The organism is Streptomyces sp. SCSIO 75703 (assembly GCF_036607905.1).
Taxonomy (GTDB): domain Bacteria; phylum Actinomycetota; class Actinomycetes; order Streptomycetales; family Streptomycetaceae; genus Streptomyces.
This window is the reverse complement of record NZ_CP144555.1, coordinates 6,218,914-6,243,512: the sequence shown is the minus strand read 5'-3', so window position 1 is coordinate 6,243,512 and position 24,599 is coordinate 6,218,914. Positions and strand designations below refer to the sequence as shown.

Here is a 24,599-nt window from a genome sequence, read left to right as displayed (position 1 = left end):
GCGGGGGCGCTCCGCGGCTCGGCTAGCCTGGTCGCACCATGAACGACCGTACCGACGTCCTGACCTCCCCCTGGGGCGAGCACCGGCTGGCCCGCTTCCCCGAGGACCCGCGCGAGCGGCTGCGCGCCTTCGACGCCTCCGACGAGTACCTGCTGCGCCACCTCGCCGGCCTGGACGTCCCGCCGGCGGGCACGGTCGTGGTGCTCGGCGACCGCTGGGGGGCGCTGACGACGGCGCTGTCGGGGTACGGGCCGGTGCAGATCACCGATTCCTTCCTCACCCGGGAGGCGACCCGGGCCAACCTCCTGCGCAACGGCGTCGAGCCCGTGCCGTCCCGGCTGCTGAGCACGCGGGACGCGCCGCCGGAGCGGATCGACGTGCTGCTGGTGCGGATCCCCAAGAGCCTGGCGCTGCTGGAGGACCAGTTGCTGCGGCTGGCGCCGTCACTGCACGCGGAGTCGGTGGTGGTGGGCACGGGCATGGTCAAGGAGATCCACACCTCGACGCTGCGGCTCTTCGAGCGGATCGTCGGGCCGACCCGGACCTCGCTCGCCGAGAGGAAGGCGCGGCTCGTCCTGTGCACGCCCGACCCCGCGCTGGAGCGGCCCGCCGGTCCGTGGCCGCTGGCCTACCGGCTGCCCGGGGGCCTCGGCGCGCTGTCCGGCGGGGAGGTGGTCAACCACGCGGGCGTGTTCTGCGCCGACCGGCTCGACATCGGCACCCGGTTCTTCCTCGGGCACCTGCCGCGGGCGGGGGGCCGGCGGGTGGTGGACCTCGGCTGCGGCAACGGCGTGGTCGGCACGGCCGTGGCGCTGGCCGATCCGGACGCCGAGGTGCTGTTCACCGACGAGTCGTTCCAGGCGGTGGCTTCGGCGGAGGCGACGTACGCGGCGAACGGGGCGCCGGGGCGCGCGGAGTTCCGGGTGGGCGACGGGCTGTCCGGCGTGCCGGACGGCAGTGCGGACCTGGTGCTGAACAACCCGCCCTTCCACTCCCACCAGGCGACGACCGACGCCACGGCGTGGCGGATGTTCACCGGGGCGCGGCGGGTGCTGCGGCCCGGCGGCGAGCTGTGGGTGGTCGGCAACCGCCACCTCGGCTACCACGTGAAGCTGCGGCGGGTGTTCGGCAACAGCCGCGTGGTGGCGAGCGACCCGAAGTTCGTCGTGCTGAAGGCGGTCAGGGAGCCGGGCGGGCGACGACCGCGATGAGGTCCGTGACCGTGCGGGCCATGGCCTCGCGGCCCACCGTCAGGTAGCGGCGCGAGTCGACGGCCTCGGGGTGCGCGGCGAGGAACTCCCGTATCGCGCCGGTCATGGCGACGTTGAGGGCGGTGCCGACGTTGACCTTGGCGATGCCGCCCGCGACCGCCGCGGCGAGCTGGTCGTCGGGCAGTCCGGAGGAGCCGTGCAGGACCAGGGGTACGGGGACGGCGTCGGCGACCTCCCCGAGCAGGGCGTGGTCGAGGGCGGCGGTGCGGGTGGTCATGGCGTGGACGCTGCCGACGGCGACCGCGAGGGCGTCCACTCCGGACGCGGCGACGAAGGCGCGGGCCTCGGCGGGGTCGGTGCGGGCGCCGGGCGCGTGGGCGCCGAGCGGTGGTTCGCCGTCCTTGCCGCCGACCTCGCCGAGTTCGGCCTCGATCCAGAGACCGTGGGCGTGGGCCCAGTCGGCGGCGGCGCGGGTGGCCGCCACGTTCTCCGCGTAGGGCAGGCGGGAGGCGTCGTACATGACGGAGCCGAACCCGGCCTCGGGGGCCTGGCGCAGCAGGGCGTCGCTGCGGACGTGGTCGAGGTGGAGGGCGACGGGGACGCCGGCGGCCTCGGCGGCGGCTACGGCCGCGCGGGCGAGCGGCAGCAGGCGGCCGTAGCGGTAGCGGACGGCGTTCTCGCTGACCTGGAGGACGACGGGTGAGCGGGCGGCCTCGGCACCGGCGACGACCGCCTCGATGTGTTCCAGGGTGACGACGTTGAAGGCGGCGACGGCGGAGCGGGCCGCGGCGGCCCGCGCGGTCAGCTCGCCGGTGGTGACGAGGGGCACGGCCTCTCCTTGGCGGGCGTCAGGGGGCGAGGATCACCGAGCGGGTGAGGTGGCGGGGCCGGTCGGGGTCGAGGCCCCGGGCGGCGGCCACGGCGACGGCGAGCCGCTGGGCGCGGACCAGTTCGGCGAGCGGGTCGAGGGTGGCGGGCAGCCAGGCGGCACCGGTGGCGCGGACCTGGGCGGCGAGTCCTTCGGGGGCCTCGCCGAACATCCAGGTGGCCGTGGTGCCGGTGGAGACGCTGATGGGGCCGTGCCGGTACTCCATCGCCGGGTACGCCTCGGTCCAGGACAGGGACGCCTCGCGCATCTTGAGCGCGGCCTCGTGGGCGAGGCCGACCGTCCAGCCGCGGCCGAGGAAGGTGAACTGGGTGCGGGCGGCGAGCCCTTCGGGCAGGTCGGTGGCGAGGGCGGTGCGCGCGTCGGCGACGACGGTGTCGGTGTGCAGGCCGAGGTGGGCGCGGAGCAGGGTCAGGGCGGTGGTGGCGAACCGGGTCTGGACGACGGAGCGCTCGTCGGCCCAGCCGAGCGGGACGACGTGGTCGGCGACGGCCGTGACGGGGGTATCGGGGTCGGCGGTGAGGGCGACGGAGCGGGTGCGGCCCTTCAACGCGCCGAGCAGGTCGAGGACTTCGGTGGTGGTGCCGGAGCGGGTGAGGGCGACGATCCGGTCGTAGGCGCGGGCGCGGGGGAACTCGGAGGCGGGGAAGGCGTCGGTCTCGCCCTGCCCGGCGCCCTCGCGCAGGGCCGCCGCCGCGAGCGCCATGTAGTACGAGGTGCCGCAGCCGACGATCGCCACCCGCTCACCACGGGCCGGCAGGACCGCCGCGTGCCGGTCCGCTTCCCGGGCCGCGCGGGTCCAGCACTCGGGCTGGCTGCGCAGCTCGTTCTCGACATGGGACATGCCGACACCCCTCCCCTGATGTGACTGTTCTTGCACGATACTCCCCCACTTCGATCAACTTCAATCATCCGGGCGGAATCCGGCCGGTGGGCTAGGGTCGGCGGTGATCGAGGAACGGAGGCGCCATGTCGCGCGACGCCCGCTGGAAGTCGCTGCTGGAACTGCTCGTGGAGCGCGGCCGGCTGGACGTCGAGGAGGCGGCGACGGAGCTGGCGGTGTCGGCGGCGACGATCCGCCGCGACTTCGACCGGCTCGCCGAACAGCAGATGCTCGTGCGCACGCGCGGCGGCGCGGTCGTCCACGGCGTCTCGTACGAACTGCCGTTGCGGTACAAGGTGGCACGGCACGCCACGGAGAAGCAGCGGGTCGCGCGCGCGGTGGCAGGCCTGGTGGCACCCGGCGAGGCGGTGGGCCTGACGGGTGGCACGACCACGACCGAGGTGGCGCGGGCGCTGGCGGAGCGCACCGACCTGGCCTCGGCCACACCGGCGCTGACGGTCGTCACCAACGCGCTGAACATCGCCAACGAACTGGCCGTGCGCCCGCAGTTCAAGATCGTGGTGACCGGCGGCGTGGCGCGGGCGCAGTCGTACGAGCTGATCGGACCGCTCGCGGACGGGGTGCTGGGGCAGATCACGGTGGACGTGGCGGTCCTCGGGGTGGTGGCCTTCGACGTGACGCACGGCGCCGCCGCCCACGACGAGGCGGAGGCCGCGATCAACCGGCTGCTGTGCGAGCGCGCGGAGCGCGTGGTGGTGGCGGCGGACTCCAGCAAGCTCGGCCGACGGGCGTTCGCCCGGATCTGCGCGGCCGAGGCCGTGGACACGTTGGTCACGGACCAGTCGGCGGACCCGGAGACGGTCCGCCGCTTCGAGGAGGCGGGGGTCGGGGTCCTCACCGTCTGACCCCGACGGCCGCCGCCGCCGCACGGCCCTCCGACCGCCCCGCCCGCCTCACACCCTGCCCCGATCCGCCCCACCGCCCCCCACACACCACCCCGTGCGCCCCGCAGGCCGCACGGGTGCCTCACCGACTGGTTCCGGCCGGTTCCGGCGGGCGCGCCGCCACCCACCGGACGGCACCGGACGGCGCACCGATCACTCCCCCGTGGCCGGGACGGCCGCGCGCCGTCCACCTCGGCCGGGCACCGGCCGCCCCGCGCCCGACCCCCCGACCAGCCCCCGGGTATCGCCGGACCGCTTGCATCAGATACCCCTTGGGGGTATACAGGAGGGACCATATACCCCCACCCGGTATCTATCGCGGGAGCATCGATGACCACCAGGACGACCGACGCACCCGCCGAGGCGGAACTCGCCATCGGCGGTATGACCTGCGCCTCCTGCGCCGCGCGCGTCGAGAAGAAGCTCAACCGCATGGACGGCGTCACCGCCACCGTCAACTACGCCACCGAGAAGGCGTGGATCAGCTACACCGGCGACGTCTCCGTACCGGACCTGATCGCCACGGTCGAGGCGACCGGCTACACCGCGCGCGAACCCGGGCCCGTCCGCGGCGGCCCCGCGAAGGACACGGAGCAGGGCACCGGCGAGCCCGACGACCTGCGTCCGCTCCGCCACCGCCTGATCACGGCGGCCCTGCTGGCCACCCCGGTCGTCCTCATGGCGATGGTCCCGGCGCTCCAGTTCACCCACTGGCAGTGGCTGTCGCTGACACTGGCCGCGCCCGTGGTGACGTACGCCGCCTGGCCCTTCCACAAGGCCGCCCTCACCAACGCCCGGCACGGCGCGGCCACCATGGACACCCTCGTCTCGCTCGGCACCTCGGCGGCGTTCCTGTGGTCGCTGTGGGCGCTGTTCCTCGGCACGGCGGGCATGCCGGGCATGACCCACCCGTTCGACCTGACCATCGCGCGCGGCGACGCCTCCGGGAACATCTACCTGGAGGCCGCGGCGGGCATCACCGCGTTCGTCCTCGCCGGCCGCTACATCGAGGCGCGCTCCAAGCGCAGCGCGGGCGCCGCGCTGAAGGCCCTGCTGGAACTGGGCGCCAAGGACGTGACGCTGCTGCTCCCCGACGGCGGTCAGCGGACGGTGCCCACCGCCGACCTCGCCCCCGGCGACCGCTTCCTCGTCCGCCCCGGCGAGAAGATCGCCACCGACGGCACGGTCGTCGAGGGGTCCTCCGCGGTGGACGTCTCCATGCTCACCGGCGAGTCCGTGCCGGTGGAGGTCGGCGTCGGCGACGACGTGACGGGCGCGACGCTCAACGCCGGCGGCCGGCTGGTCGTCGAGGCGACCCGGGTCGGCGCGGACACACAGCTCGCCCGGATGGCGAAGCTGGTCGAGGACGCACAGAACGGCAAGGCCGCCGCGCAGCGGCTCGCCGACCGGGTCTCGGGAGTCTTCGTCCCGGCCGTCATCGTCCTCTCGCTGGCGACGCTCGGCTACTGGCTCGTCACGGGCGCCGGAGTGGCCGCCGCGTTCACGGCCGCCGTGGCCGTCCTGATCATCGCCTGCCCCTGCGCCCTCGGGCTCGCCACACCGACCGCGCTGATGGTCGGCACCGGCCGCGGCGCCCAGCTCGGCATCCTCATCAAGGGCCCGGAGGTCCTGGAGTCCACGCGCAAGGCCGACACCGTGGTCCTCGACAAGACCGGCACCGTCACCACCGGCCGCATGACGCTGCTCGCCGTGCACACCGCCGACGGTGTCCCCGAGGACGAGGTGCTGCGGCTGGCGGGCGCGCTGGAGCACTCCTCCGAGCACCCGATCGCCCGCGCGGTCGCCGACCGGGCGCTGGAGAAGCTGGGCGGCCTGCCGACGCCGGCCGATTTCGCCAACGTCCCCGGGCTCGGGGTGCGGGGCGTGGTCGACGGGCACGCCGTCCTCGTCGGCCGGGAGCGGCTGCTCACCGCCGAGACGTCCGGAGGCCGGGACGGGGGCATCGTCCTCCCGGCGGAGCTGGGCCGGGCCATGGCCGGGGCGCAGGCCGCCGGCCGCACCGCGATCGCCGTCGCCTGGGACGGTGCGGCCCGCGCGGTGCTGGAGGTGGCCGACGCGGTGAAGGACGGCAGCCCGGAGGCGATCACCCGGCTGCGTGCCCTCGGTCTCACCCCGATCCTGCTGACCGGCGACAACAGGGCGGTGGCCGACGCCGTCGCCCGCGAGGTCGGCATCGACGCCGAGCACGTCATCGCCGAGGTGCTGCCGGAGGAGAAGGCCGACGTCGTGCGGCGCCTCCAGGGCGAGGGCCGTTCGGTGGCGATGGTCGGGGACGGGGTCAACGACGCCGCCGCGCTGGCCCAGGCCGACCTGGGACTGGCCATGGGCACCGGTACCGACGCCGCGATGGAGGCGGGCGACCTCACCCTGGTGCGCGGGGACCTGCGGGCCGTCCCGGACGCCATCCGGCTGGCCCGCCGGACGCTCGGCATCATCCGGTCGAACCTCTTCTGGGCCTTCGCCTACAACGTGGCGGCGCTGCCGCTCGCCGCGGCGGGCCTGCTCAACCCGATGATCGCGGGTGCGGCGATGGCGTTCTCGTCGGTGTTCGTCGTCGGCAACTCGCTGCGGCTGCGCGCCTTCCGGCCGACGAGCTGACCCCCTGTCACCATCCGGCGGGCCGCCGCTCCCCCACGGAGCCGGCGGCCCGCCGGCCGTTCCGGGCGTGGGCGGGACGGGGCACGGTCGTGGCGCGGGGCACGCCCGGCGCGGGACGGGGCGTTACCGGGGAGGACCGCCGGCCCGGGGTGTCAGTGGTGGTCCGCCGGTGACCCGACGCGCCGGCGCTTCAGCTCCCGGTCCAGGGCCGCGAACTCCTCGGAGGCCGTGAGCCCCGGGGTGCGCATCACCTCCGCGACCAGCGCGGCGTTGCGCGCGGTGCAGCCCGCGACGTCCTCGGGCTCGATGTACCAGCCCTCGCCGTCGGGACGGAAGGCGGAGCCGGCGCCGGCGCCGGCGTCGATCACCGCCACGGGGCCGATCCCCGGTTCCTTGCGTCCCTCGTGCTCGAGGACGAGGTCGAACACGCCGTACCAGGGCCCGTCCCCCTCGCGGGCGCTCTCCGGGCCGACGGTGAGCGTGACCTTCTCGTGGGACTTCGGCGGGATCCGCCGGGACAGCGCGGCGGAGAGGCTGAACGGCGTCGTGTGGGTCCGCCCGTCCCCGGCCGTCGGCCGGTCGTCCGGGACGGTGAACGCGTACCGCACCCGCCAAACGAGCCCGCCGCCCCGCCGGTGGCAGGGCTCCAGGTGACCGGAGCGGCGGAAGGTCAGTGTCGCCCGGGACAGGACGGCGGGAACGGCGGCGGGGTTCCGTACGGTCACCTCGACGTGGACGCCCCGCAGGTCGTCCTCCGGCACGGGGGATCCGTGTCCCCGCGCCGAGGTGCCGGCGAGGCCGCCCCGGAGGGCCGCGGTCACCTCGACCGCCTCCGGCCCCGTCCGGGGCCTCCCGTCCTCCTCCTCGATCCGGTGGGCCTCCTCGGCCCGCCGGTCCGCCTCCTCCGACATGGAGACGGCGCGCATGTTCATGAGGACCGCGAGGACGCCCAGGATCAGCGTCGAGTACATGCCGACGAGGATGCCCCAGTCGGCGAGGCCGCGTCCCCGGTGGGCGTCGAGCAGGCGTCGCGCGAGCGGCCTGCGCGGCGGTGCCGGTGGCCGGCGTCCACCGCGCGGTGTGCCCGCCCCTCCCCCGCTCCCGTGTGACATCGCGCCGCTTCCTCAGCCCTCGCAGTGCACCCCCTCACCACCCGGGGGTATCCCGACGTGACGATTCTCCGGCCGCCCGTCCGCCCGGCGCAGCGGTTCGGGCGAACGTCACCCGGTCATGTCACCGGACCTCCCCGGTCACCGGGCCCCCTCGCCCCCGTCAACCGACCAGGCGGCGCCGCCAGTCCAGGCGGGTGAGGGTGATGCCGCGGCCGGGGTCCCCGTCCCATGCGGGGTGGAGCCCCGCCGCCTCCAGGGCCGCGACGACCTCGCGGCCGACGTCGGCGGTGGTGTCGGCGGAACCGTCGAAACCGCCGTAGTGGAGCGTCAGGCCGTGACCGGACGCGGCGGCGTCCGTGCCCTGCGCGTGGAAGTAGACGAAGCCACGGGCGTCCCCCGCGCCCGCGTCGCCGATCTCGGCCTGCCCGCAGCCGCGGCAGCAGGTGAAGTTCTCACGGGCGGTGATGCCCGCGCGCTCCAGTCCGGTGAAGGCACGGGTGAGCCGCTCCGGGTCGGTCTCGCCGCGCCACCCGGCCTGCTCGGCGACCCGCTCCAGCCACAGCCGGTCGGCCAGGGCCCGTGCCTGCTCGGGCGAGACGGGCCGGCGGTCCCCGGCGACGAGGTAATCCTCAGCGATTTCGGACAGTTCGCCCCGGTCCGCGTACCCTCCGGCCAGCAGCACGCGCAGGCGTCCCTCCAACTCCGCCCGTTCCTCCGCGGCGAGGTCGAGCGGGGGCACCTCCGGCACGGGACCCAGGTCCAGCGGCGACCAGGAGAGCCCGGCGTCCCAGCCCTCCTCGCCCCGCGACCAGCCGACGAGTGCCGCGGCCACGGCGCCGGGCTGCCCGACCGAGGTCTGGAAGTGCCGGTCGACGGCCCCGTCCCGGTGCTCCAGCGTGTAGTCGCCGCCCGAGGCGTGCCAGACCTGGGCGAAGACGTCCGGCAGGTCGGGCAGCCGCTGCAGGACCAGGAACCGGTCCTTGGAGCCGCCTATCCGCCCCACCAGAGCAGTCAGTTCCTCGGCGGACACGCCGACGCGCCGCTCGTCCTTCTCCGTCCTCACCACGATCTCCAGCATGCGCAGACTGTGGCACACCCCACTGACAACGCCGCTCCCGCCCGTTCGCCGACGGACATCGGCCGCGCCGACCGGCCGGCCGCGCCTCGTCGTTCGCCCGGTCGGGCGGCGCCGAAGGGCCGTACGAACGCGGCCGGAACAGGGTGGTGGGGTGTCGGGCGGGGCCCGGCGTACGGAGGGAGGGGCCCGTGACCGAGTCCGGCGGTGCGGCGCGCTCGCGGCGGCCCGGCTCCGCCGAGGTGCTCGGTGAGTCGCGGGCCCTGGACGGGGCGCTGCGCGCGGCGGCTGCCGGGACTCGACGCCCGCGCTGGACCGGGCGCCGCCGCGTCTGCCGCGGGCCGCCGACCACGCGAGGCTGTCGCTCGGGATCGCCGGCGTCCTCACCCCCGGCGGCACGCGCCCGCGCCGGGCAGCCCTGGTGGGCCTCGCCGCGGCCGGGTTCGCCTCCGCCGCGAACCTGCTCGGCAAGCGCCCGGTGCGCCGGGACCGGCCCGGCCGGGAGGCGGCCCGGGTGACGGACGGCCGGTACGTGCCGATGCCCTCCTCGGTGTCCTTCCCCCAGGGCACACGGCCGCCGCGTCGCCTTCGCCGCCGCCGTCGGGACGGTACTGCCCGCGGCCTGCCTGCCGCTGCGCGCCCTCGCCCCGGCCGTCGGCCACGCCCGGGTCCACACCGGCGAGCACTCCCCCGGCGACGTGGCCGCCGAGCGCCGTGCCGGGGCTCGCCCACGCGGCCGGCGCGCCGGCGGTCGCGACGTCCGTGCCGGGGGCCCGCTATCCGGCGGAGCCGCCGGGGTCGTCGGCGCCGGTGTAGAAGGCGGTGGTCCGGTCCGCCGACGCGCGGGCCGCCCGCGGGTCGGCGCCGCCCGCCACGTTGGCCCGGTACCAGGCGTCGCTGCTGGCGGTGACGAAGCGACGGCCCTCGTCGGAGGCGGACCAGAGCATGGCTTCCCGGGGGTCGACGGCCGCGCCGGTGGACAGGTGCACCGTCAGGCCGACGAGCATCAGGTCCCAGCCGACGCCGACCGCGCCGGGGCCGTACTCCGTCCACCGTTCGTCCTCGATGTGGGCGGTGTGCTCCAGCACGAAGCGGGCGCCGCCGTCCTCGCGGGTCAGCCGCACCTCGATCCAGCTCAGCTCCTCGCCGTACTCCCAGGTCGCCGAGAAGCCGACGGGCGGTTCGCAGCGCAGGACGGTGCCGCCCGCGTTGCCTTCCAACTGGTAGTGCCCGCCGGTGCGAAGCTCTCCGGTGACCGGGAGGAACCAGAGCGGGATGCGTTCGGGGTTGCTGCAGGCGTCCCAGAGGTCCTCCAGGGGGACGTCGTAGACACGGCTGACGCCGACCACGTGGGCGCGGCCGTCCTCCAGGACGCGCGTGCCGACCTGGCGGTTCACGGACTCGATCTGCTGCGTCACGTCGATCACGAGGTGCTCCTCGGTGGTTCAAGGGTGCCGCGCGGCGGGGCGCGCGGGCCGGTTCGGCAGGGTGTACGGAGTCGGGCGGGTGATGCGGCGGCGGGCGGGACGCCGGGGCGGCGGTGGGGCCGGGGGCGCGCCGGGCGGGGGCGCGTGGTGGCGCAGTCGCCGTCGTGCCGTGCGCTCAGGTCCGCGGCGTCCCGGGCCCCGGTATCCCGGACGCTTCGCGGTCGCGGGCGGCGCGGGTCCCCGGGGCGGGCTCGCCCGCGGCGAGCGGTCCGGTCGGGCGGCGGCACGCGGGGCCCGCGAGGACGGCGAAGGCGCGCATGCGCGCAAAAGTATCAGCGGGTACTCATACGAGTACCCGCTGACACTCGGTCACGGTGGTGATGTCAGCCGAAGGCCCGCACCGCCTGGTAGTACGTCCACGCGGTGCCGTCGCAGGTGGTCTTGGTGCCACCGGTGTAGCGGGCGCAGACGCGCTTGAGGTCCTCGTAGAAGGCGCTGTCGAGACGGTTCTTGTGGGTGCTGAAGGAGCCCGCGGCCTTGTAGTTGCGGTAGCCGAAGTCGTGCCGCGCGCAGGAGGTGCTGAACGGGAAGCCGAACGGGTTGTCCGGTGAGGACGAGCAGTAGTCGGTCGACCAGTCGAAGCCGTACGCGCTCCAGGCGGCCTGGTTGGCCCGCGCGGCGGCCCAGGAGTCGTGGCTCGACGCGCTGGTCTGCGTCCAGTTCGAGAGGACCTGCGCCTTGTCGGCGGGAGCGGCGGTGGCGACGGCGGCCGAGGCGACGACGGTGGTCAGGGCCAGGGCCGAGGCGGCGAGCGCGGTGGTGACTCTGCGGTGCATCCCACACCTCCATGAGGCTGCGACCCGCCCATCGGGCCGCAGGTGCATGACAAGATGATGCGCGTTCCGGTCACCTCTTCACACCCCTGTCACCCCAACGGGTCGTCAACTCCGGGCCTCCGGCGGTGTCCAGGACGTGGACGGCTGCCTGGCCTGCTCTCCGCCCGGCTCCTGCCGCCCTCGTCCCCACTCCCCCGGCGCCCGGCACCGAGGCCCCGCCCGTACCGGACACGGAGCGGCACCGCGCACCCCGTACACACCCCTGTCACCGCACGGTCGGCACATCCCGCACCGCCCCCACGCCGAAGGCCCGTCTCCCGGTACGCCCCGGCTCCGCCGCCCCGCGCATCCGGGCTCCCCCGGTCGGTCGGCGTGCCCGGTCCCGCCACCCGGCCCCTCACCGTCCCGCCACCCGGCCCCTCACCGTCCCGCCGCCCGGGTGCCAGCGTTTGCGCGCCCGGCACACCGCTGGTCGACTGTCGCAAGGGGGTCGGAGCCGGACGTATCGCGCCGGCGCACTCCCTTGTCCTCTCCGGAAGGAGTTCAGGCGTGAACAGCCCCAGGCCGTCGGCCCCGCACCCCCACTCGGACGGCAGCCAGCCCTGGCTGCACCAGCAGGGCCGGACCATCCAGGAGTTCGGCACCGTCAAGCAGTTCCCGGTCGCCCTGTCGATGGAGACCCGTCTCTACTCCTGCCAGCGGCTCAACAAGGTTCTCGCGGACACCCGCATCCTGCACGACCTGTACAAGAAGTATCACTGGCTCATGCGCGGAGCGACCTTCTACCAGCTCCACCTGCTGCTCGACAAGCACGCCGGGGAGCAGCTCGAACTGATCGACACCCTCGCGGAGCGGGTCCAGACGCTCGGCGGCGTCGCGGTCGGCGACCCCCGGCACGTCGCCGAGATCACCACCGTGCCGCGCCCGCCGGACGGCGTGGAGGAGGTGCCCGCGATGCTGTCGCGACTGCTGGAGGCGCACGAGATGATCCTCGCCGACTGCCACGACGCCGCGACCCGCGCCCAGGACCTCGGCGACGACGGCACCAACGACCTCCTCGTCTCGGACGTCGTGCGCACCAACGAACTCCAGGCGTGGTTCGTGGCCGAGCACCTGGTGGACACCCCGCTCGTCCACGTCTGAGGGCCGCCCGGGCCCCGGCGCGCGCTCCGCTCCCTCCTGACGTCCCGTCTGCGAAAGCGTCCGGTACATGGCCCACACCTCTCCCGGCGCTCCGGGCCCGCCGCGGCGCGGGCAGTGGTGGCCGGCGTTCCGCGCCTCGCCGTGGTGGCCGGCCACCGTGCTCGTGCTGATCCTCGCGGCGGCGGCCGGGCTGTTCGCCGGGTCGTACACCTACTCCATGGCGGACCCGACACCGCACTCGATCCCGACCGCCGTCGTCGGCGCGTACGAGCACGAGCGCGGCCAGGCGTTCCTGGACGGGCTGGAGCAGGCGCTCAATGCCTCGGTGAAGGTCCGCCCGTACCCGACGGTGGAGCGGGCCCGCGCCGCCGTCCAGGAGCAGGAGGTCTTCGCGATCTTCGAGATCCGCGACGCGGGGCGGACCGCCGTCCTGGACCTGTCCAGCGCGTCGGGCGCCTCGGTCGCCGAGGTGCTGGGCGACTCCGCGCCCGAAGTGGGACGGAAGACCGGGGTGGCGGTCACCGTCCGGGACGTCAATCCGCTGCAACGGGGCGATCCGCGTGGTCTGGCGATCTTCTACATCTCCCTGGCCGCCGTCATCATCGGCTTCGTCGGGGCGATCCAGCTCAGTGTGCACGCCCGGACGCTGACGCCGTTCGAGCGCATCCTGTTCACCCTGGCGTACGCCCTGCTCGGCGGTTTCGCCATCGCCGCGACGGTGGACTGGCTGCTGGGCGCACTCGACCTGCCGTTCGCGGAGTCGTGGCTGATCCTCGCGTTGACACTGTTCACCAGCGGCATGGTGTTCACCATGTTCAACGCCCTCGTCGGCCGCTGGGCGATGCTGCCGACCTGGGGCCTGATGGTGCTGCTGGGCAACCCCTCCTCGGGCGGCGCGGTCTCCTGGCCGCTGCTGCCGTCGCCGCTGGGGCTCATCGGCCGGTGGCTGCCGCCGGGCGGGTCGGTCAACGCGCAGCACACGGCGGTGTACTTCCCGGGGCACCAGCACGCCTTCCCGTTCCTGGTGCTGGGCGGGTGGGCGCTGGTGTCCACGGCGGTCTTCTGGATCTGGCGCCACCGCCACCCCGGCGGCCGGGAGAAGGAGCCGGAGCAGGCGGCGGCCGGCGCCTGATCCGCCGTCTCCCGTCCCTGTTCACCCCGCCGTGCTGCTGCGATCATGAGGCCCGGAATCCCCCGCTTTCGGTTGGAGCGCACATGGCCCTCGACATCGCCGCGATCCGCGCACGGACGCCCGCACTGAAGTCCGGCACCGCCCGCTTCGACGCGCCCGGCGGCACCCAGACCCCCCAGCCCGTCATCGACGCGATCGCCGAGGCGCTGACCGGCCCGCTGGCCAACCGCGGCACCGTCACCGAGGGCGAGCGCCACGCGGACCGCATCGTCACCGAGGCCCGTGCGGCCCTCGGCGACCTGCTCGGCGTCTCCCCCCGCGGCGTCGTCTTCGGCCGCAGCTCGACCCAGCTCGCCTACGACCTGTCGCGGACGCTGGCCAAGGACTGGAGCCCCGGCGACGAGGTGGTCGTCACCCGGCTCGACCACGATTCCAACATCCGGCCCTGGGTGCAGGCGGCCGAGGCGGCCGGGGCCACCGTGCGGTGGGCGGACTTCGACCCGGCCACCGGGGAGCTGGAGCCGGGCCACATCGAGGCGGTGCTGTCCGCGCGCACCCGGCTGGTCGCGGTGACGGCCGCCTCCAACCTCATCGGCACCCGCCCCGACCTACCGGCCGTCGCCCGCCTGACCCACGGGGTCGGCGCGCTGCTGCACGTCGACGCGGTGCACTACGCCTCCCACGCGGCGGTCGACCTGGCGGCGCTCGGCGCGGACACGCTGGTGTGCTCGCCGTACAAGTTCCTCGGACCGCACCTCGGGGTGCTGGCGGGACGGCCGGAGTTCCTGGAGACCCTGCGCCCGGACAAGCTGCTGCCGTCCGCCGACACCGTCCCCGAGCGCTTCGAACTGGGCACGCTGCCTTACGAGTTGCTGGCGGGCGCCCGCGCCGCGGTCGACTTCCTCGCGGACCTCGCGGACCTCGCGCCGGAGGCCGGGGGCGGGCGGCGGCAGCGGCTGATCGCCGCCTTCACCGCGCTGGAGGAGCACGAGGACGCCCTTCGCGGGCGGATCGAGCGCGGGCTCGCGGAGCTCGGCCGGATCACCGTGTACTCGCGGGCCGCGCGGCGCACGCCGACACTGCTGTTCACCGTCGAGGGCCTGGCCCCGGCCGAGGTGTACCGGCGGCTGGCGGAGCACGGCGTGGACGCTCCGGCGGGCTCCTTCTACGCGCTGGAGGCGTCGCGGCGACTCGGCCTCGGCGACGGGGGCGGCGTACGGGTCGGGCTCGCGCCCTACACCAGCGAGGAGGACGTGGACCGGCTGCTGGCGGCCCTCGCCGCGATCACCGGCTGACCGGGAGGCGCCAGGGGCGCGCGCGAGGCACGCCCCCCCCTGCGCCCCTCCGCCCGGGGGCCCGGACGCCGTGCCCCGCCGCCCGGCGCACGCCCGCCGGGCGGACGGCGGACGCGACGCCCGGCAGACGGGACGCGGGGCGGACGGCGGACAAGCGGCGGGCGGAGCCGGACGGGACGCGCGACGCGGCCACACACCGGGCGCCGCCCCGGCGCCCCTGCCCCTCCTCGGCCCACCCCGGCGCCGCGCTCTCCCGGCCAACCCCGCCGTGCCGCTTCGACCGTTGGTGAAGCGCTTCGACCCGCCGGCGGACCGCGTACCTCCGTGCCCGACGGGCGGGTCGACGCCCGGCCGGATCGCGCCCCGTAGCCGCCGTGCTCTGGCGCCCGGACCGCAAGGTGACGTATGACTCGTCTGACTCGCCTTGCTCGTCACACCGGACCCGACGGTCCGGCCCGGGGAGCCGCACCGTCACGGCGCGGTCGCGCGCCCCTCGTTGAAGCGCTTCACCACCCGCTCGCCGCACCACCCGCTCACGATCTGTCCTCCGCACTCACAGATGGGCTCGACACCATGAGTGAACTCCCCGCCTTCCCGCCCGGTTTCGTCTTCGGTGCCGCGACGGCCGCCTACCAGATCGAGGGCGCCGCCCGGGAGGACGGCCGCGGTCCGTCCATCTGGGACACCTACAGCCACGAGCCCGGCCGCGTGACCGGCGGCGACACCGGGGACGTGGCCTGCGACCACTACCACCGCTACCCCGAGGACGTGGCGCTCCTGCGTGGCCTGGGCGTGGACTCGTACCGCTTCTCGCTGGCCTGGCCGCGGATCGTGCCGGACGGTTCGGGCCCGGTGAACCCCAAGGGGCTGGACTTCTACTCGCGTCTGGTCGACGAACTGCTGGCGGCGGGCATCGAACCGGCGGCCACCCTCTACCACTGGGACCTGCCACAGGCCCTGGAGGACCGGGGCGGGTGGCGGGTGCGGGAGACGGCGGAGCGGTTCGCCGAGTACGCGGCCGTCGTCGCCGGGCACCTGGGCGACCGGGTGCCGCGGTGGATCACCCTCAACGAGCCCTGGTGCAGCGCCTTCCTCGGCTACTCGGTGGGCCGCCACGCGCCCGGCGCGCGCGAGGGGCGCGGCGCGCTGGCCGCAGCCCACCACCTGCTGCTCGGCCACGGACACGCGGTCGGGGCGCTGCGGGCCGCCGGGGTGCGCGAGGTGGGCATCACGCTCAACCTGGACCGCAACCTGCCCGCCACCGGCTCCCCCGCCGACCTCGCCGCCGTGACCCGCGCCGACACCCAGCACAACCTGGTGTGGACCGAGCCGATCCTCGCCGGCCGCTACCCGCTGACGGAGGCGGAGACCTGGGGCGAGTCGCTCACCGGCGCGGACTTCCGGCGCGAGGGTGACCTGGAGCTGATCTCCCGTCCGCTGGACTTCCTCGGCGTCAACTACTACCGCCCGATCGTGGTCGCCGACGCACCCCACCGCGAGGCCGACCCGGCGCGGCGGGTGGCGACGGACAACCGCTACCAGGAGGTGCGGCTGCCCGGCGTCCGGCACACCGCGATGGACTGGCCCGTCGTCCCGCGGGGCCTCACCGACCTCCTGGTGGGCCTCAAGGAGCGCTACGGCGACGCGCTGCCGCCGGTCCACGTCACGGAGAACGGGTCCGCGGAGGACGACGTACCGGCCGCCGACGGCACCGTCCACGACGCCGACCGCGTCTCCTACCTGCGCGACCACCTCACCGCGCTGCGGGCGGCGATGGACGCGGGCGTGGACGTGCGGGGCTACTACGTGTGGTCGCTGCTGGACAACTTCGAGTGGGCGCACGGCTACAGCAAGCGCTTCGGCATCGTCCGCGTCGACTACGACACCCTGGAGCGCACGCCGAAGGACAGCTACCACTGGTACCGGGCCCTGATCGCCGCGCACCGCGCCTGACCCGCCGGGGGCGTCAGCTCCGCCGGACGGCCTGGACGGACAGCACCGGATCCGGCGCCGGCACCACGTGGGCGGCCACGCGGGCCACGAGGTGCGCGGCGGGCGTGCCCCCGGCGTGCAGGGCGTGCACGTACGCGACGGTCTCGGCCGGGGAGAGGGCGGGCACCCGGTGCCGCAGCAGCCTTCCCGCGTGCGCGCGCCCGCGCGTGGCCGCCGACGCGCGCAGTTCGTCGTGCAGGTCGTCCACGGCGGTGCGCACGGGCAGCCCGCGGACGCGGGCCCGGTAGTCGTCCTCCCACCGGCCGCTCGCGGCGGCGACGGCGCCGATGGTGCGCAGGCTGCCGTCGATCCGGTCGACCAGGAACGCCCCGTGGCCGACCGGCTGTCGCTGCCGGCCGGGCTCACCAGCGTGGCGGCCCTGGCCGCGGTGGCGGTGGTGATCGCCCTCACCGCACTCCGGGCGGCCGTCCGACCGGCCGGGATCAGCCGAGCCAGCCGGGCCGCACCAGGCCGGATTCGTAGGCCAGGACGACGAGCTGGGCGCGGTCGCGGACACCGAGCTTCACCATGGCGCGGCTGACATGGGTCTTCGCGGTGAGCGGGCTGACGACCAGGCGGCGGGCGATCTCCTCGTTGGACAGGCCGATGCCGACGAGGGCCATCACCTCGCGCTCGCGTTCGGTGAGCCGGGCCAGGGCGTCGGCCGCGGCGGGCTCCTTGGACCGGGCCGCGAACTCGGCGATCAGGCGGCGGGTCACCCCGGGCGAGAGCAGCGCGTCGCCGGCGACCACCGCCCGGACGGCGCGCAGCAGTTCCTCCGGCTCGGTGTCCTTGACCAGGAAGCCGGAGGCGCCGGAGCGGATGGCCTCGAAGACGTACTCGTCGAGTTCGAAGGTGGTGAGCATGACCACCCGCACCGCGCCGAGCGCCGGGTCCCCGGTGATCTCGCGGGTGGCGGCGAGGCCGTCCAGGCGGGGCATGCGGATGTCCATGAGGACGACGTCCGCGGGCGTCTCGCGGAGCGCGCGCAGTGCCTCCTCGCCGTCCGCGGCCTCGCCCGCGACCTCGATGTCCGGCTGGGCGTCGAGCAGGGCGCGGAACCCGGCCCTGACCAGCGACTGGTCGTCGGCGAGCAGGACGCGGATCACCGGTCGGCCTCCTTCGGGGTGAGCGGCAGCAGCGCCCTCACCCGGAAACCGCCGTCGGGGCGGGGGCCCGCCTCGACGGTGCCGCCGAGGGCCGCCGCCCGCTCCCGCATCCCGGCCAGCCCGTTGCCACCGCCCCCGGCGTCGGTGCCGGTCGCGGGCCCGTCGTCGTCGACGCGCAGGTCGAGGGCGCCGCCCTCGCGGGCGAAGCGGACGCGCGCGTGCCGGGAGCCCGAGTGCCGTACGACGTTGGTCAGGGCCTCCTGGAGGATGCGGAAGGCGGCGACGCCGGTGTGGGGCGGCAGCCGGGGCGGTTCGCCCTCGACCTCGACGGTGAGGCCGGCGCGGGCGGCCTGCTCCACCAGCTCGGGCAGCCGGTCGAGTCCCGGGGCGGGGGCGCGCGGGGCGTCGCCGGGCGCGCGGAGGGTGTCGAGGACCTGGCGCACCTCGCCCAGCGCCTCCTTGCTCTGGCCCTTGATGGTGCTCAGCGCGGTACGTGCCTGCTCGCGGTCGGTGTCGAGGAGGGCGAGGCCGACGCCCGCCTGGACGTGGATGACGGAGAGGCTGTGGGCGAGGACGTCGTGGAGTTCGCGGGCGATCCGCAGCCGTTCCTCGTCGGCGCGGCGCCGGGCGGCCTGGGCGCGTTCGGCCCGTTCCCGCGCCCACTGCTCACGCCGGGCGCGGGCCAGCTCCGAGAGGGCGACGATCGCCACCGCCCAGGTCGCGGTGGCCAGTTCCGTGCCCCAGGGGGCGGCGGAGTCCCCCGCGGGAGGCAGCCACCGGTAGAGCCAGTGGGCGAGCAGGAGGTGCCCGGTCCACAGGGCGGCCACGGCGGTCCACGCGGCGGTGCGGTGGCCGGCGACGACGGCGGTGAAGCAGGCGACGGCGAAGGCGAGGAACACCGGGCCGTAGGGGTATCCGGCGGCGAGGTAGGCGAGGGTGGTGGCCGCCGTGGCCCAGACGACGGCCACGGGGTGCCGCGACCGCCACAGCAGGAGGAGCCCGGTGGCCACCAGCAGCACGCGGGCGGCCGGGTCGAGCCCGACGCGTTCGCCTTCCTGGGCGCGGGCGGCGAACTGCGAACCGGCGAGCACGAAGACGGTCACCAGCAGGGTGCTGGGCCACGGCCACCGGCGGGCGGGGGTGCCGTCGTCCCGGGCACCGGCCCACGGCGGTCCGGGCCGCCACCGCGGCGGTCCGCCCGCGGGCACGCGCTGCTCGTCCATGTCCGCCACGCTAGACGCCGCGCCGCCCGGCGGCGTCCCCCGCGCGCGGTGATGGCGCGTACTCCCCGGGGAGTACGCGGGGCACGGCGGCCTGTCGGGCCCGGTCAGCGGCGCAGGCCGACGCCGTGGGCGAGCCGTTCGGCGGCGTGCCGGAAGAAGGGCTCGCGGTCCTCCACCACGCGGTGGAACTGCCCGAACACCTCGAAGCAGACCAGTCCGAACAGCTCGGCCCAGGCGGCGACGAAGGCGGTCACCGTCTCCGGGGGCAGGCCGGGGGCGAGGTCCCGGGCCATCCGCGCGGCCTCGGGCGCCAGTTCCGCGGGGAGGTCCGCGCGGGCGAGGTCACCGTCCCGGTGGGCCTCGGCGGCGAGGGCGAGGAGGACCCGGCCCACCCGGGCGGCGGCGGGGACGGTGTCCTGCGGGGCGGAGTAGCCGGGCACCGGCGATCCGTAGATGAGGGCGCACTCGTGGGGGTGCGCCAGCGCCCAGTGGCGGACGGCCTCGCACACCGCGACCCAGCGGGCGACGGGCGGCTCGCCCGCCGCCTTGTCGCGGGCCGTCTCGGCGGCGGCGCCGAGGGAGTCGTAGGCGTCGATGATGAGCGCGGTCAGCAGGTCGTCGCGGCTCGGGAAGTAGCGGTACAGGGCGGAGGAGGCCATGCCCAGTTCGCGGGCGACGGCCCGCAGCGAGAGCCGGGCGGCGCCCTCCTCCGCGAGCTGCCTGCGGGCCGCCTCCTTGATGGCGGCGGTGACCTCGATCCGGGCGCGGGCTCGGGCGCCGTGTGGGGTACTGCTCATGGGGACAGTGTCCCACGGGGTCAGAGCGGTGCACACAAACGAGAGCACCGCTCTTGCGTGGCGACGGGGCCGCCGTGCACACTGGAACCCGGTCGAGAGCAGTGCTCACAAAAGTGATCGGCGCTCTCCCCGTGGCACCCGGCCACCCTGTCCGCCTCCGCCCCTCACCCGACCGTCAGGAGATCCTCATGACCTCATCGCCGTACTACCTCAAGGGCGGCCGGATCACCACGTGGTTCAACGCCCTGGTCGGCCGGCTGGCCCGGCTCGGACTGAGCGTCGCAGGCTCCGCCGAGCTGTCCGTACGGGGCCGCACCAGCGGCCGCGTCCAGCGCATCCCGGTCAATCCGCACACCTACGAGGGCCGGCAGTACCTGGTCTCCGCGCGCGGCCACTCCCAGTGGGTGCGGAACATGCGGGCGGCCGGCGGCGGGGAACTGCGGGTCGGGCGCCGGGTGCGGAAGTTCACCGCCGAGGAACTGCCCGACGCGGAGAAGCTCCCCGTCCTGCGGACCTACCTGGAGCGCTGGGGCTGGGAGGTCGACTCGTACTTCCGCGGCGTCACCGCCCGTTCGACGGACGAGGAGATCACCGCCTGCGCGCCCGACCACCCGGTCTTCCGCATCCGGGTCAGGGGGAAGTGACCTCGCCCTCCGCCGCCTCCGCCGGCCGCCGGTCCATGGCGGCCAGGGCCCGCTGCGCCATGGGATGACTGCGCATCAGCTCGCCCAGCGTGGTCCCGCCCTGCGTGATGTCCTTGAACGCCCGCCAGGCCGGCCGGAAACCGGTCAGCGCCGCGTGGAACAGCCCGGGGCGGCGCGCGAAGATGGCCAGCATCCGCTTGCCGACGCTCATCTCCACACCGAGCCCGGCCTTGATGGCGAACGCGTAGTTGAGGGCCTGCTTGCGGGCGTCCACCGCGTCGTGCGCCTCGGCGATGCGCACCGCCCACTCCCCCGCGAGCCGCCCGGAGCGCAGCGCGAAGGAGATGCCCTCGCGCGTCCAGGGCTCCAGCAGCCCGGCCGCGTCCCCGCACACCAGCACCCGGCCGCGCGACAGCGGCGAGTCGTCGGCCCGGCAGCGGGTCAAGTGGCCCGAGGAGATGCTCGGTTCGAAACCGGCCAGGCCCAGCCGGCCGACGAAGTCCTCCAGGTACCGCTTGGTCGCCGCGCCCTCGCCGCGCGCCGAGATCACCCCGACCGTCAGCGTGTCGTCCTTGGGGAAGACCCAGCCGTAACTGCCCGGCATCGGCCCCCAGTCGATGAGGACGCGGCCCCGCCAGTCCTCGGCGACCGTCTCCGGCACCGGGATCTCCCACTCCAGACCCAGGTCGACATGGTCCAGCTTGACCCCGACGTGGGCTCCTATCCGGCTCGCGCTGCCGTCCGCGCCGACGACCGCGCGGGCCAGCACCGTCTCCCCGCCCTGGAGGACCACGGCGACCGTGCGCCGGTCCGGCACCGCCGAACCGTGCTGCTCCACGCGCGTCACCGTGGCCCCGGTGCGCAGCTCGGCACCGGCCTTCTGCGCGTGCTCCACCAGCAGGTGGTCGAACTCCGGGCGGTTGACCAGCCCGAACAGCATCTGCCGGGAGCGGCGGGTGCGGGTGAAGCGGCCGTTGTGGGAGAAGGTCACCGCGTGCACGCGGTCACGGAAGGGCAGCTCGAAGCCGGGGGGCAGGGTGTCACGCGAGGGACCGATGATGCCGCCGCCGCACGTCTTGTAACGGGGCAGCTCGGCCTTCTCCAGCACCAGTACGCGCCGTCCCGCGACCGCCGCCGCGTAGGCGGCCGAGGCCCCCGCCGGTCCCGCGCCCACCACGACGACGTCCCAGACCCGACGCTCGTCGTCCGCCGAAGAGTTCTCGCTGCTCACGATGGTCTACTGCTCCGATCCACAACGTCTGCCGCACTTGACCCCCGCATCCTACGGCGGGCATCGCCGCAGGCCACTGTGGGAGGATCGGCGCGGACGCGACCACACCCGGTCGCACCACCCCATCGGTACAACGTCGCACCTACAGGGAGCGTGCCCATGTCGTCGAACCCGGTCGCCGAGACCGTCGCCTCGCTGATGCCCAGGGCGAAGGAGGAGCTCACCGCCCTGGTGGCCTTCAAGTCGGTGGCGGACTTCGACCAGTTCCCGCGCGAGGAGAGCGAGGCCGCCGCCGGCTGGGTCGCCGACGCGCTGCGCGCGGAGGGCTTCCGGGACGTGGCCCTGCTCGACACACCGGACGGCACCCAGTCGGTCTACGGCTATCTGCCCGGCCCCGAGGGCGCGCCCACCGTCCTGCTGTACGCCCACTACGACGTGCAGCCCCCGCTGGACGAGGCCGCCTGGACCTCGCCGCCCTTCGAGCTGACCGAGCGCGACGGCCGCTGGTACGGGCGCGGGAGCGCCGACTGCAAGGGCGGGGTGCTCATGCACCTGCTCGCGCTGCGCGCCCTGAAGGCCGACGGCGGCGTGCCGGTGCACGTCAAGGTGATCGTCGAGGGCTCCGAGGAGCAGGGCACGGGCGGTCTGGAGCGGTACGCGGAGCAGCACCCGGAGCTGCTGGAGGCCGACACCATCGTCATCGGCGACGCGGGCAACTTCCGGGTCGGGCTGCCGACGGTCACCACCACGCTGCGCGGCATGACCCTGGTCCGGGTGCGCGTCGACACCCTCGAAGGCAACCTGCACTCGGGCCAGTTCGGCGGCGCCGCCCCGGACGCGCTGGCCGCGCTGATCCGCGTGCTGGACTCGCTGCGCGCCGAGGACGGCTCCACGACGGTCGACGGCCTCGCCGGCGACAGCCACTGGGACGGGCTCCAGTACGACGAGGAGGAGTTCCGCAAGGACGCCCGGGTGCTCGACGGCGTGGACCTGATCGGCTCGGGCACGGTCGCCGACCGGATCTGGGCGCGGCCGGCCGTCACGGTGCTCGGCATCGACTGCCCGCCGGTGGTGGGCGCGACCCCGTCGGTGCAGGCCGGGGCCCGCGCGCTGGTGAGCCTGAGGGTGCCGCCGGGCGCGGACGCCGTGGAGGCCACCGCGCTGCTGCGGGCGCATCTGGAGGCGCACGCGCCGTGGGGCGCGCGGGTGGAGGTCGAACAGGTCGGCCAGGGGCAGGCGTTCCGCGCCGACACCAGCAGCCCGGCGTACAAGGCGATGGCGGAGGCGATGGCCGTGGCCTACCCGGGCGAGGAGATGCAGTACGCCGGTCAGGGCGGGTCGATCCCGCTCTGCAACACCCTCGCCGCGCTGTACCCGCGGGCCGAGATCCTGCTGATCGGGCTGAGCGAGCCGGAGGCCCGGATCCACGCCGTCGACGAGAGCGTCTGCCCCGGGGAACTGGAGCGGCTGTCGGTGGCGGAGGCGCTGTTCCTGCGCAACTACGCGGCCGGCTGAGCCCGCCGCGCTCCGCGTACGGTGGCCCCGCCCCGCCCCCCCCGGCAGCGCGGGGCCACCGCCGTCCCGGCCCGGGGGCGGTCGGCGTCCCGCGGCGGGGGCGCGGACGGCCGCGCCGGACGGGGCGTCAGCCGACGGGGATCCCGGACTCCAGGTACAGCGCGGCGCCGCGCTCGCGGGCGCGCAGGGCCCAGCGCAGGCGTTCGTAGCGCACGGGGGGCAGCAGGCCGGCCGCCTCGTCCTCGGTGACGAAGCGCCAGTCGCGCAGTTCGGGGCCCGGCAGCAGCACGCCGTCGGCCTGGGCGGCGTCGAGCCGTCCCCCGTCGAACAGCAGCCGCAGACCCCCGTAGCCGGGCGGCCGGGGCGGTTCCCAGTCGACGACCAGCAGGCGGGGCACCTCGTCGAGGCGGATGCCGGTCTCCTCGGCGACCTCGCGCATCCCGGCGCGGGCGGGCGCCTCGCCCGGTTCGACGACGCCGCCGGGGAACTCCCAGCCGGGCTTGTACGTCGGGTCGACCAGGAGGACCCGGTCGTGCTCGTCGAAGAGGAGGACACCGGCGGCGACGGTCTCGGCGGTCGGCTCGGGCGTCTGCACGATGTCGCAGGCGGGCACCGTCCCGGTGGCGACCGCGTCGGCGATGCGCACGGCCGCCTCGTACGGGGTGAGGCCGCTGGTGTCGACGGGGTGGGCGTCGGCGGTGAGCCAGGAGGCGAGGGCCGCCCGGTAGGGCTCGATGTGGTCGTAGGACCACTGGCGGACGCCCGACTCGGCGTCGGGCACGTCCGGCGGGACCTCCCGTCGGGCGATCCGCTCGCGCAGGATCGTTTCCGCCGGGGCCAGGAGCACATGCCGGACGGCTATGCGGCGGGCGGCGAGGCCGCCGAAGATCTCGTCGCGGTACTCCTGCCGCAGCAGGGTCATGGGCACCACGAGGGTCCCGCCGAACTCCGCGAGCATGGCGGCCGCCGTGTCGATCACGAGACGGCGCCAGACCGGGAGGTCCTGGAAGTCGCCCACCTCGGCGAGGCGTTTGGGCGGCAGCAGATGCGTGAGCGCCGCGCCGATCACCTCGGGGTCGAAGAGCGTGCTGTGCGGGATCAGGTCGATCAGTTCCCGTGCGGTCGTCGTCTTTCCGGCACCGAACGCGCCGTTGACCCAGACGATCACGGTTCCCCCTCTGCTGTTGGCCCCCTGTGGCTTGCCCGTTTCACCCTGCCACGGAAACCAGATGCAGTTGAGCACCTGTGACGACGGCGCCGGCGCCCCCCGGACGAGGGGCACCGGCGCCGTCGCCACGGTGGTGCGGGTCAGCCGCCGAGCTGCCCGAGGGTGTTCTCGTCCAGGGTGAGGCTGTCGGTCGCCACCGTCTGCTCGACGGTGCTGAGGGTGTCCTCGACGTCGAGTGAGAGCGGGAGTTCGGCGGGGGCGGCGTGCGACGGGGTGACGGCCGCGACGACGAAGCCGGTGGCGAGGGAGGCGAGGGCGAGCATGCTGCGCTTCTTCATGCCGGGATCAACTGCGGGGCGGCCCCGGGGTCACGGGTGATTCCGCGAGTGATCGCCC

At 75.2% G+C, this 24,599-nt stretch carries 22 protein-coding genes; 9 read left to right on the top strand and 13 right to left on the bottom strand.

Annotation, left to right across the window (positions count from 1 at the left end; genetic code table 11):
- Positions 1-59: 59 nt before the first annotated feature.
- The gene (locus VM636_RS27670) at positions 60-1,211 is read left to right on the top strand and encodes a methyltransferase (protein WP_030417560.1); all 1,152 of its coding nucleotides are present in this window, start codon (positions 60-62) and stop codon (positions 1,209-1,211) included.
- On the opposite strand, the gene VM636_RS27665 is transcribed toward VM636_RS27670, so the two are convergent.
- Together VM636_RS27665 and VM636_RS27660 are read right to left on the bottom strand one after the other, a co-directional pair.
- Positions 1,180-2,040 carry a ketose-bisphosphate aldolase gene (locus VM636_RS27665; RefSeq protein WP_030417561.1) on the bottom strand — a complete coding sequence of 287 codons (861 nt, stop codon included), beginning with the start codon at positions 2,038-2,040 and terminating at the stop codon, positions 1,180-1,182. The two genes, VM636_RS27670 and VM636_RS27665, sit on opposite strands and share 32 nt — an antisense overlap.
- A 19-nt stretch (positions 2,041-2,059) precedes the next feature.
- On the bottom strand, positions 2,060-2,941 hold the full coding sequence (locus VM636_RS27660; RefSeq protein ID WP_030417562.1) for a sugar isomerase: 882 nt from the start codon (positions 2,939-2,941) through the stop codon (positions 2,060-2,062).
- 125 nt (positions 2,942-3,066) lie between these two features.
- Here VM636_RS27660 and VM636_RS27655 point away from each other — a divergent pair, with 125 nt between their 5' ends.
- Positions 3,067-3,846, top strand: coding sequence for a DeoR/GlpR family DNA-binding transcription regulator (locus VM636_RS27655; protein ID WP_030417563.1), 780 nt, complete (start codon positions 3,067-3,069; stop codon positions 3,844-3,846).
- A gap of 369 nt (positions 3,847-4,215) precedes the next feature.
- Positions 4,216-6,504, top strand: a complete 2,289-nt coding sequence (locus VM636_RS27650; protein ID WP_053913139.1) for a heavy metal translocating P-type ATPase — start codon at positions 4,216-4,218, stop codon at positions 6,502-6,504.
- A 152-nt stretch (positions 6,505-6,656) separates the two neighbouring features.
- Here the strand turns inward: VM636_RS27650 and VM636_RS27645 are convergent, their stop codons facing one another.
- The 4 genes from VM636_RS27645 to VM636_RS27630 form a co-directional block, all read right to left on the bottom strand.
- A complete protein-coding gene (locus tag VM636_RS27645; protein ID WP_338485948.1) occupies positions 6,657-7,616 on the bottom strand; it encodes a hypothetical protein in 960 nt (319 codons plus the stop codon).
- 160 nt (positions 7,617-7,776) lie between these two features.
- Positions 7,777-8,694 carry a hypothetical protein gene (locus VM636_RS27640; protein WP_030417566.1) on the bottom strand — a complete coding sequence of 306 codons (918 nt, stop codon included), beginning with the start codon at positions 8,692-8,694 and terminating at the stop codon, positions 7,777-7,779.
- A gap of 773 nt (positions 8,695-9,467) precedes the next feature.
- On the bottom strand, positions 9,468-10,118 hold the full coding sequence (locus tag VM636_RS27635) for an SRPBCC family protein (protein WP_053913141.1): 651 nt from the start codon (positions 10,116-10,118) through the stop codon (positions 9,468-9,470).
- A 383-nt stretch (positions 10,119-10,501) separates the two neighbouring features.
- Entirely contained in the window at positions 10,502-10,954 is a 453-nt protein-coding gene (locus VM636_RS27630) for a phospholipase (RefSeq protein ID WP_030417568.1), read from the bottom strand.
- 549 nt (positions 10,955-11,503) lie between these two features.
- On the opposite strand from VM636_RS27630, the gene VM636_RS27625 reads away from it, so the two are divergent.
- The 4 genes from VM636_RS27625 to VM636_RS27610 all read left to right on the top strand — a co-directional run bounded on the left by VM636_RS27625 (position 11,504) and on the right by VM636_RS27610 (position 16,477).
- Positions 11,504-12,097, top strand: a complete 594-nt coding sequence (locus VM636_RS27625; protein WP_030417569.1) for a DNA starvation/stationary phase protection protein — start codon at positions 11,504-11,506, stop codon at positions 12,095-12,097.
- Between the two features lie 67 nt (positions 12,098-12,164).
- Positions 12,165-13,229 (top strand): membrane protein, encoded by a 1,065-nt coding sequence (locus tag VM636_RS27620; RefSeq protein WP_030417570.1) that lies wholly within the window; start codon positions 12,165-12,167, stop codon positions 13,227-13,229.
- An 83-nt stretch (positions 13,230-13,312) separates the two neighbouring features.
- On the top strand, positions 13,313-14,524 hold the full coding sequence (locus tag VM636_RS27615) for a cysteine desulfurase-like protein (RefSeq protein ID WP_053913142.1): 1,212 nt from the start codon (positions 13,313-13,315) through the stop codon (positions 14,522-14,524).
- 573 nt (positions 14,525-15,097) lie between these two features.
- A complete protein-coding gene (locus VM636_RS27610; RefSeq protein WP_053913143.1) occupies positions 15,098-16,477 on the top strand; it encodes a GH1 family beta-glucosidase in 1,380 nt (459 codons plus the stop codon).
- Between the two features lie 13 nt (positions 16,478-16,490).
- On the opposite strand, the gene VM636_RS27605 is transcribed toward VM636_RS27610, so the two are convergent.
- The 4 genes from VM636_RS27605 to VM636_RS27590 all read right to left on the bottom strand — a co-directional run bounded on the left by VM636_RS27605 (position 16,491) and on the right by VM636_RS27590 (position 19,645).
- Entirely contained in the window at positions 16,491-17,033 is a 543-nt protein-coding gene (locus tag VM636_RS27605; RefSeq protein ID WP_051821109.1) for a hypothetical protein, read from the bottom strand.
- Entirely contained in the window at positions 16,960-17,625 is a 666-nt protein-coding gene (locus VM636_RS27600; RefSeq protein ID WP_030417574.1) for a response regulator transcription factor, read from the bottom strand. The genes VM636_RS27605 and VM636_RS27600 overlap by 74 nt, the downstream gene beginning before the upstream one ends.
- Complete coding sequence (locus VM636_RS27595) at positions 17,622-18,848, bottom strand: sensor histidine kinase (RefSeq protein WP_078855619.1); 1,227 nt, start codon at positions 18,846-18,848, stop codon at positions 17,622-17,624. Before VM636_RS27595 ends, VM636_RS27600 begins: the two co-directional genes overlap by 4 nt.
- 104 nt (positions 18,849-18,952) lie before the next feature.
- Positions 18,953-19,645, bottom strand: a complete 693-nt coding sequence (locus VM636_RS27590; RefSeq protein ID WP_053913144.1) for a TetR/AcrR family transcriptional regulator — start codon at positions 19,643-19,645, stop codon at positions 18,953-18,955.
- Between the two features lie 188 nt (positions 19,646-19,833).
- Between VM636_RS27590 and VM636_RS27585 the strand changes: the two genes are divergently transcribed.
- Positions 19,834-20,289, top strand: coding sequence for a nitroreductase/quinone reductase family protein (locus tag VM636_RS27585; RefSeq protein ID WP_053913145.1), 456 nt, complete (start codon positions 19,834-19,836; stop codon positions 20,287-20,289).
- Here VM636_RS27585 and VM636_RS27580 read toward each other — a convergent pair.
- Complete coding sequence (locus tag VM636_RS27580) at positions 20,276-21,520, bottom strand: geranylgeranyl reductase family protein (protein WP_030417578.1); 1,245 nt, start codon at positions 21,518-21,520, stop codon at positions 20,276-20,278. The two genes, VM636_RS27585 and VM636_RS27580, sit on opposite strands and share 14 nt — an antisense overlap.
- A gap of 159 nt (positions 21,521-21,679) precedes the next feature.
- Here VM636_RS27580 and VM636_RS27575 point away from each other — a divergent pair, with 159 nt between their 5' ends.
- A complete protein-coding gene (locus tag VM636_RS27575) occupies positions 21,680-23,035 on the top strand; it encodes a dipeptidase (protein WP_338485947.1) in 1,356 nt (451 codons plus the stop codon).
- A 127-nt stretch (positions 23,036-23,162) separates the two neighbouring features.
- On the opposite strand, the gene VM636_RS27570 is transcribed toward VM636_RS27575, so the two are convergent.
- Both VM636_RS27570 and VM636_RS27565 read right to left on the bottom strand, forming a co-directional pair.
- Entirely contained in the window at positions 23,163-24,203 is a 1,041-nt protein-coding gene (locus VM636_RS27570) for an NUDIX hydrolase (protein WP_030417580.1), read from the bottom strand.
- A 140-nt stretch (positions 24,204-24,343) separates the two neighbouring features.
- Positions 24,344-24,541 carry a hypothetical protein gene (locus VM636_RS27565; RefSeq protein WP_030417581.1) on the bottom strand — a complete coding sequence of 66 codons (198 nt, stop codon included), beginning with the start codon at positions 24,539-24,541 and terminating at the stop codon, positions 24,344-24,346.
- Between the last annotated feature and the right edge of the window lie 58 nt (positions 24,542-24,599).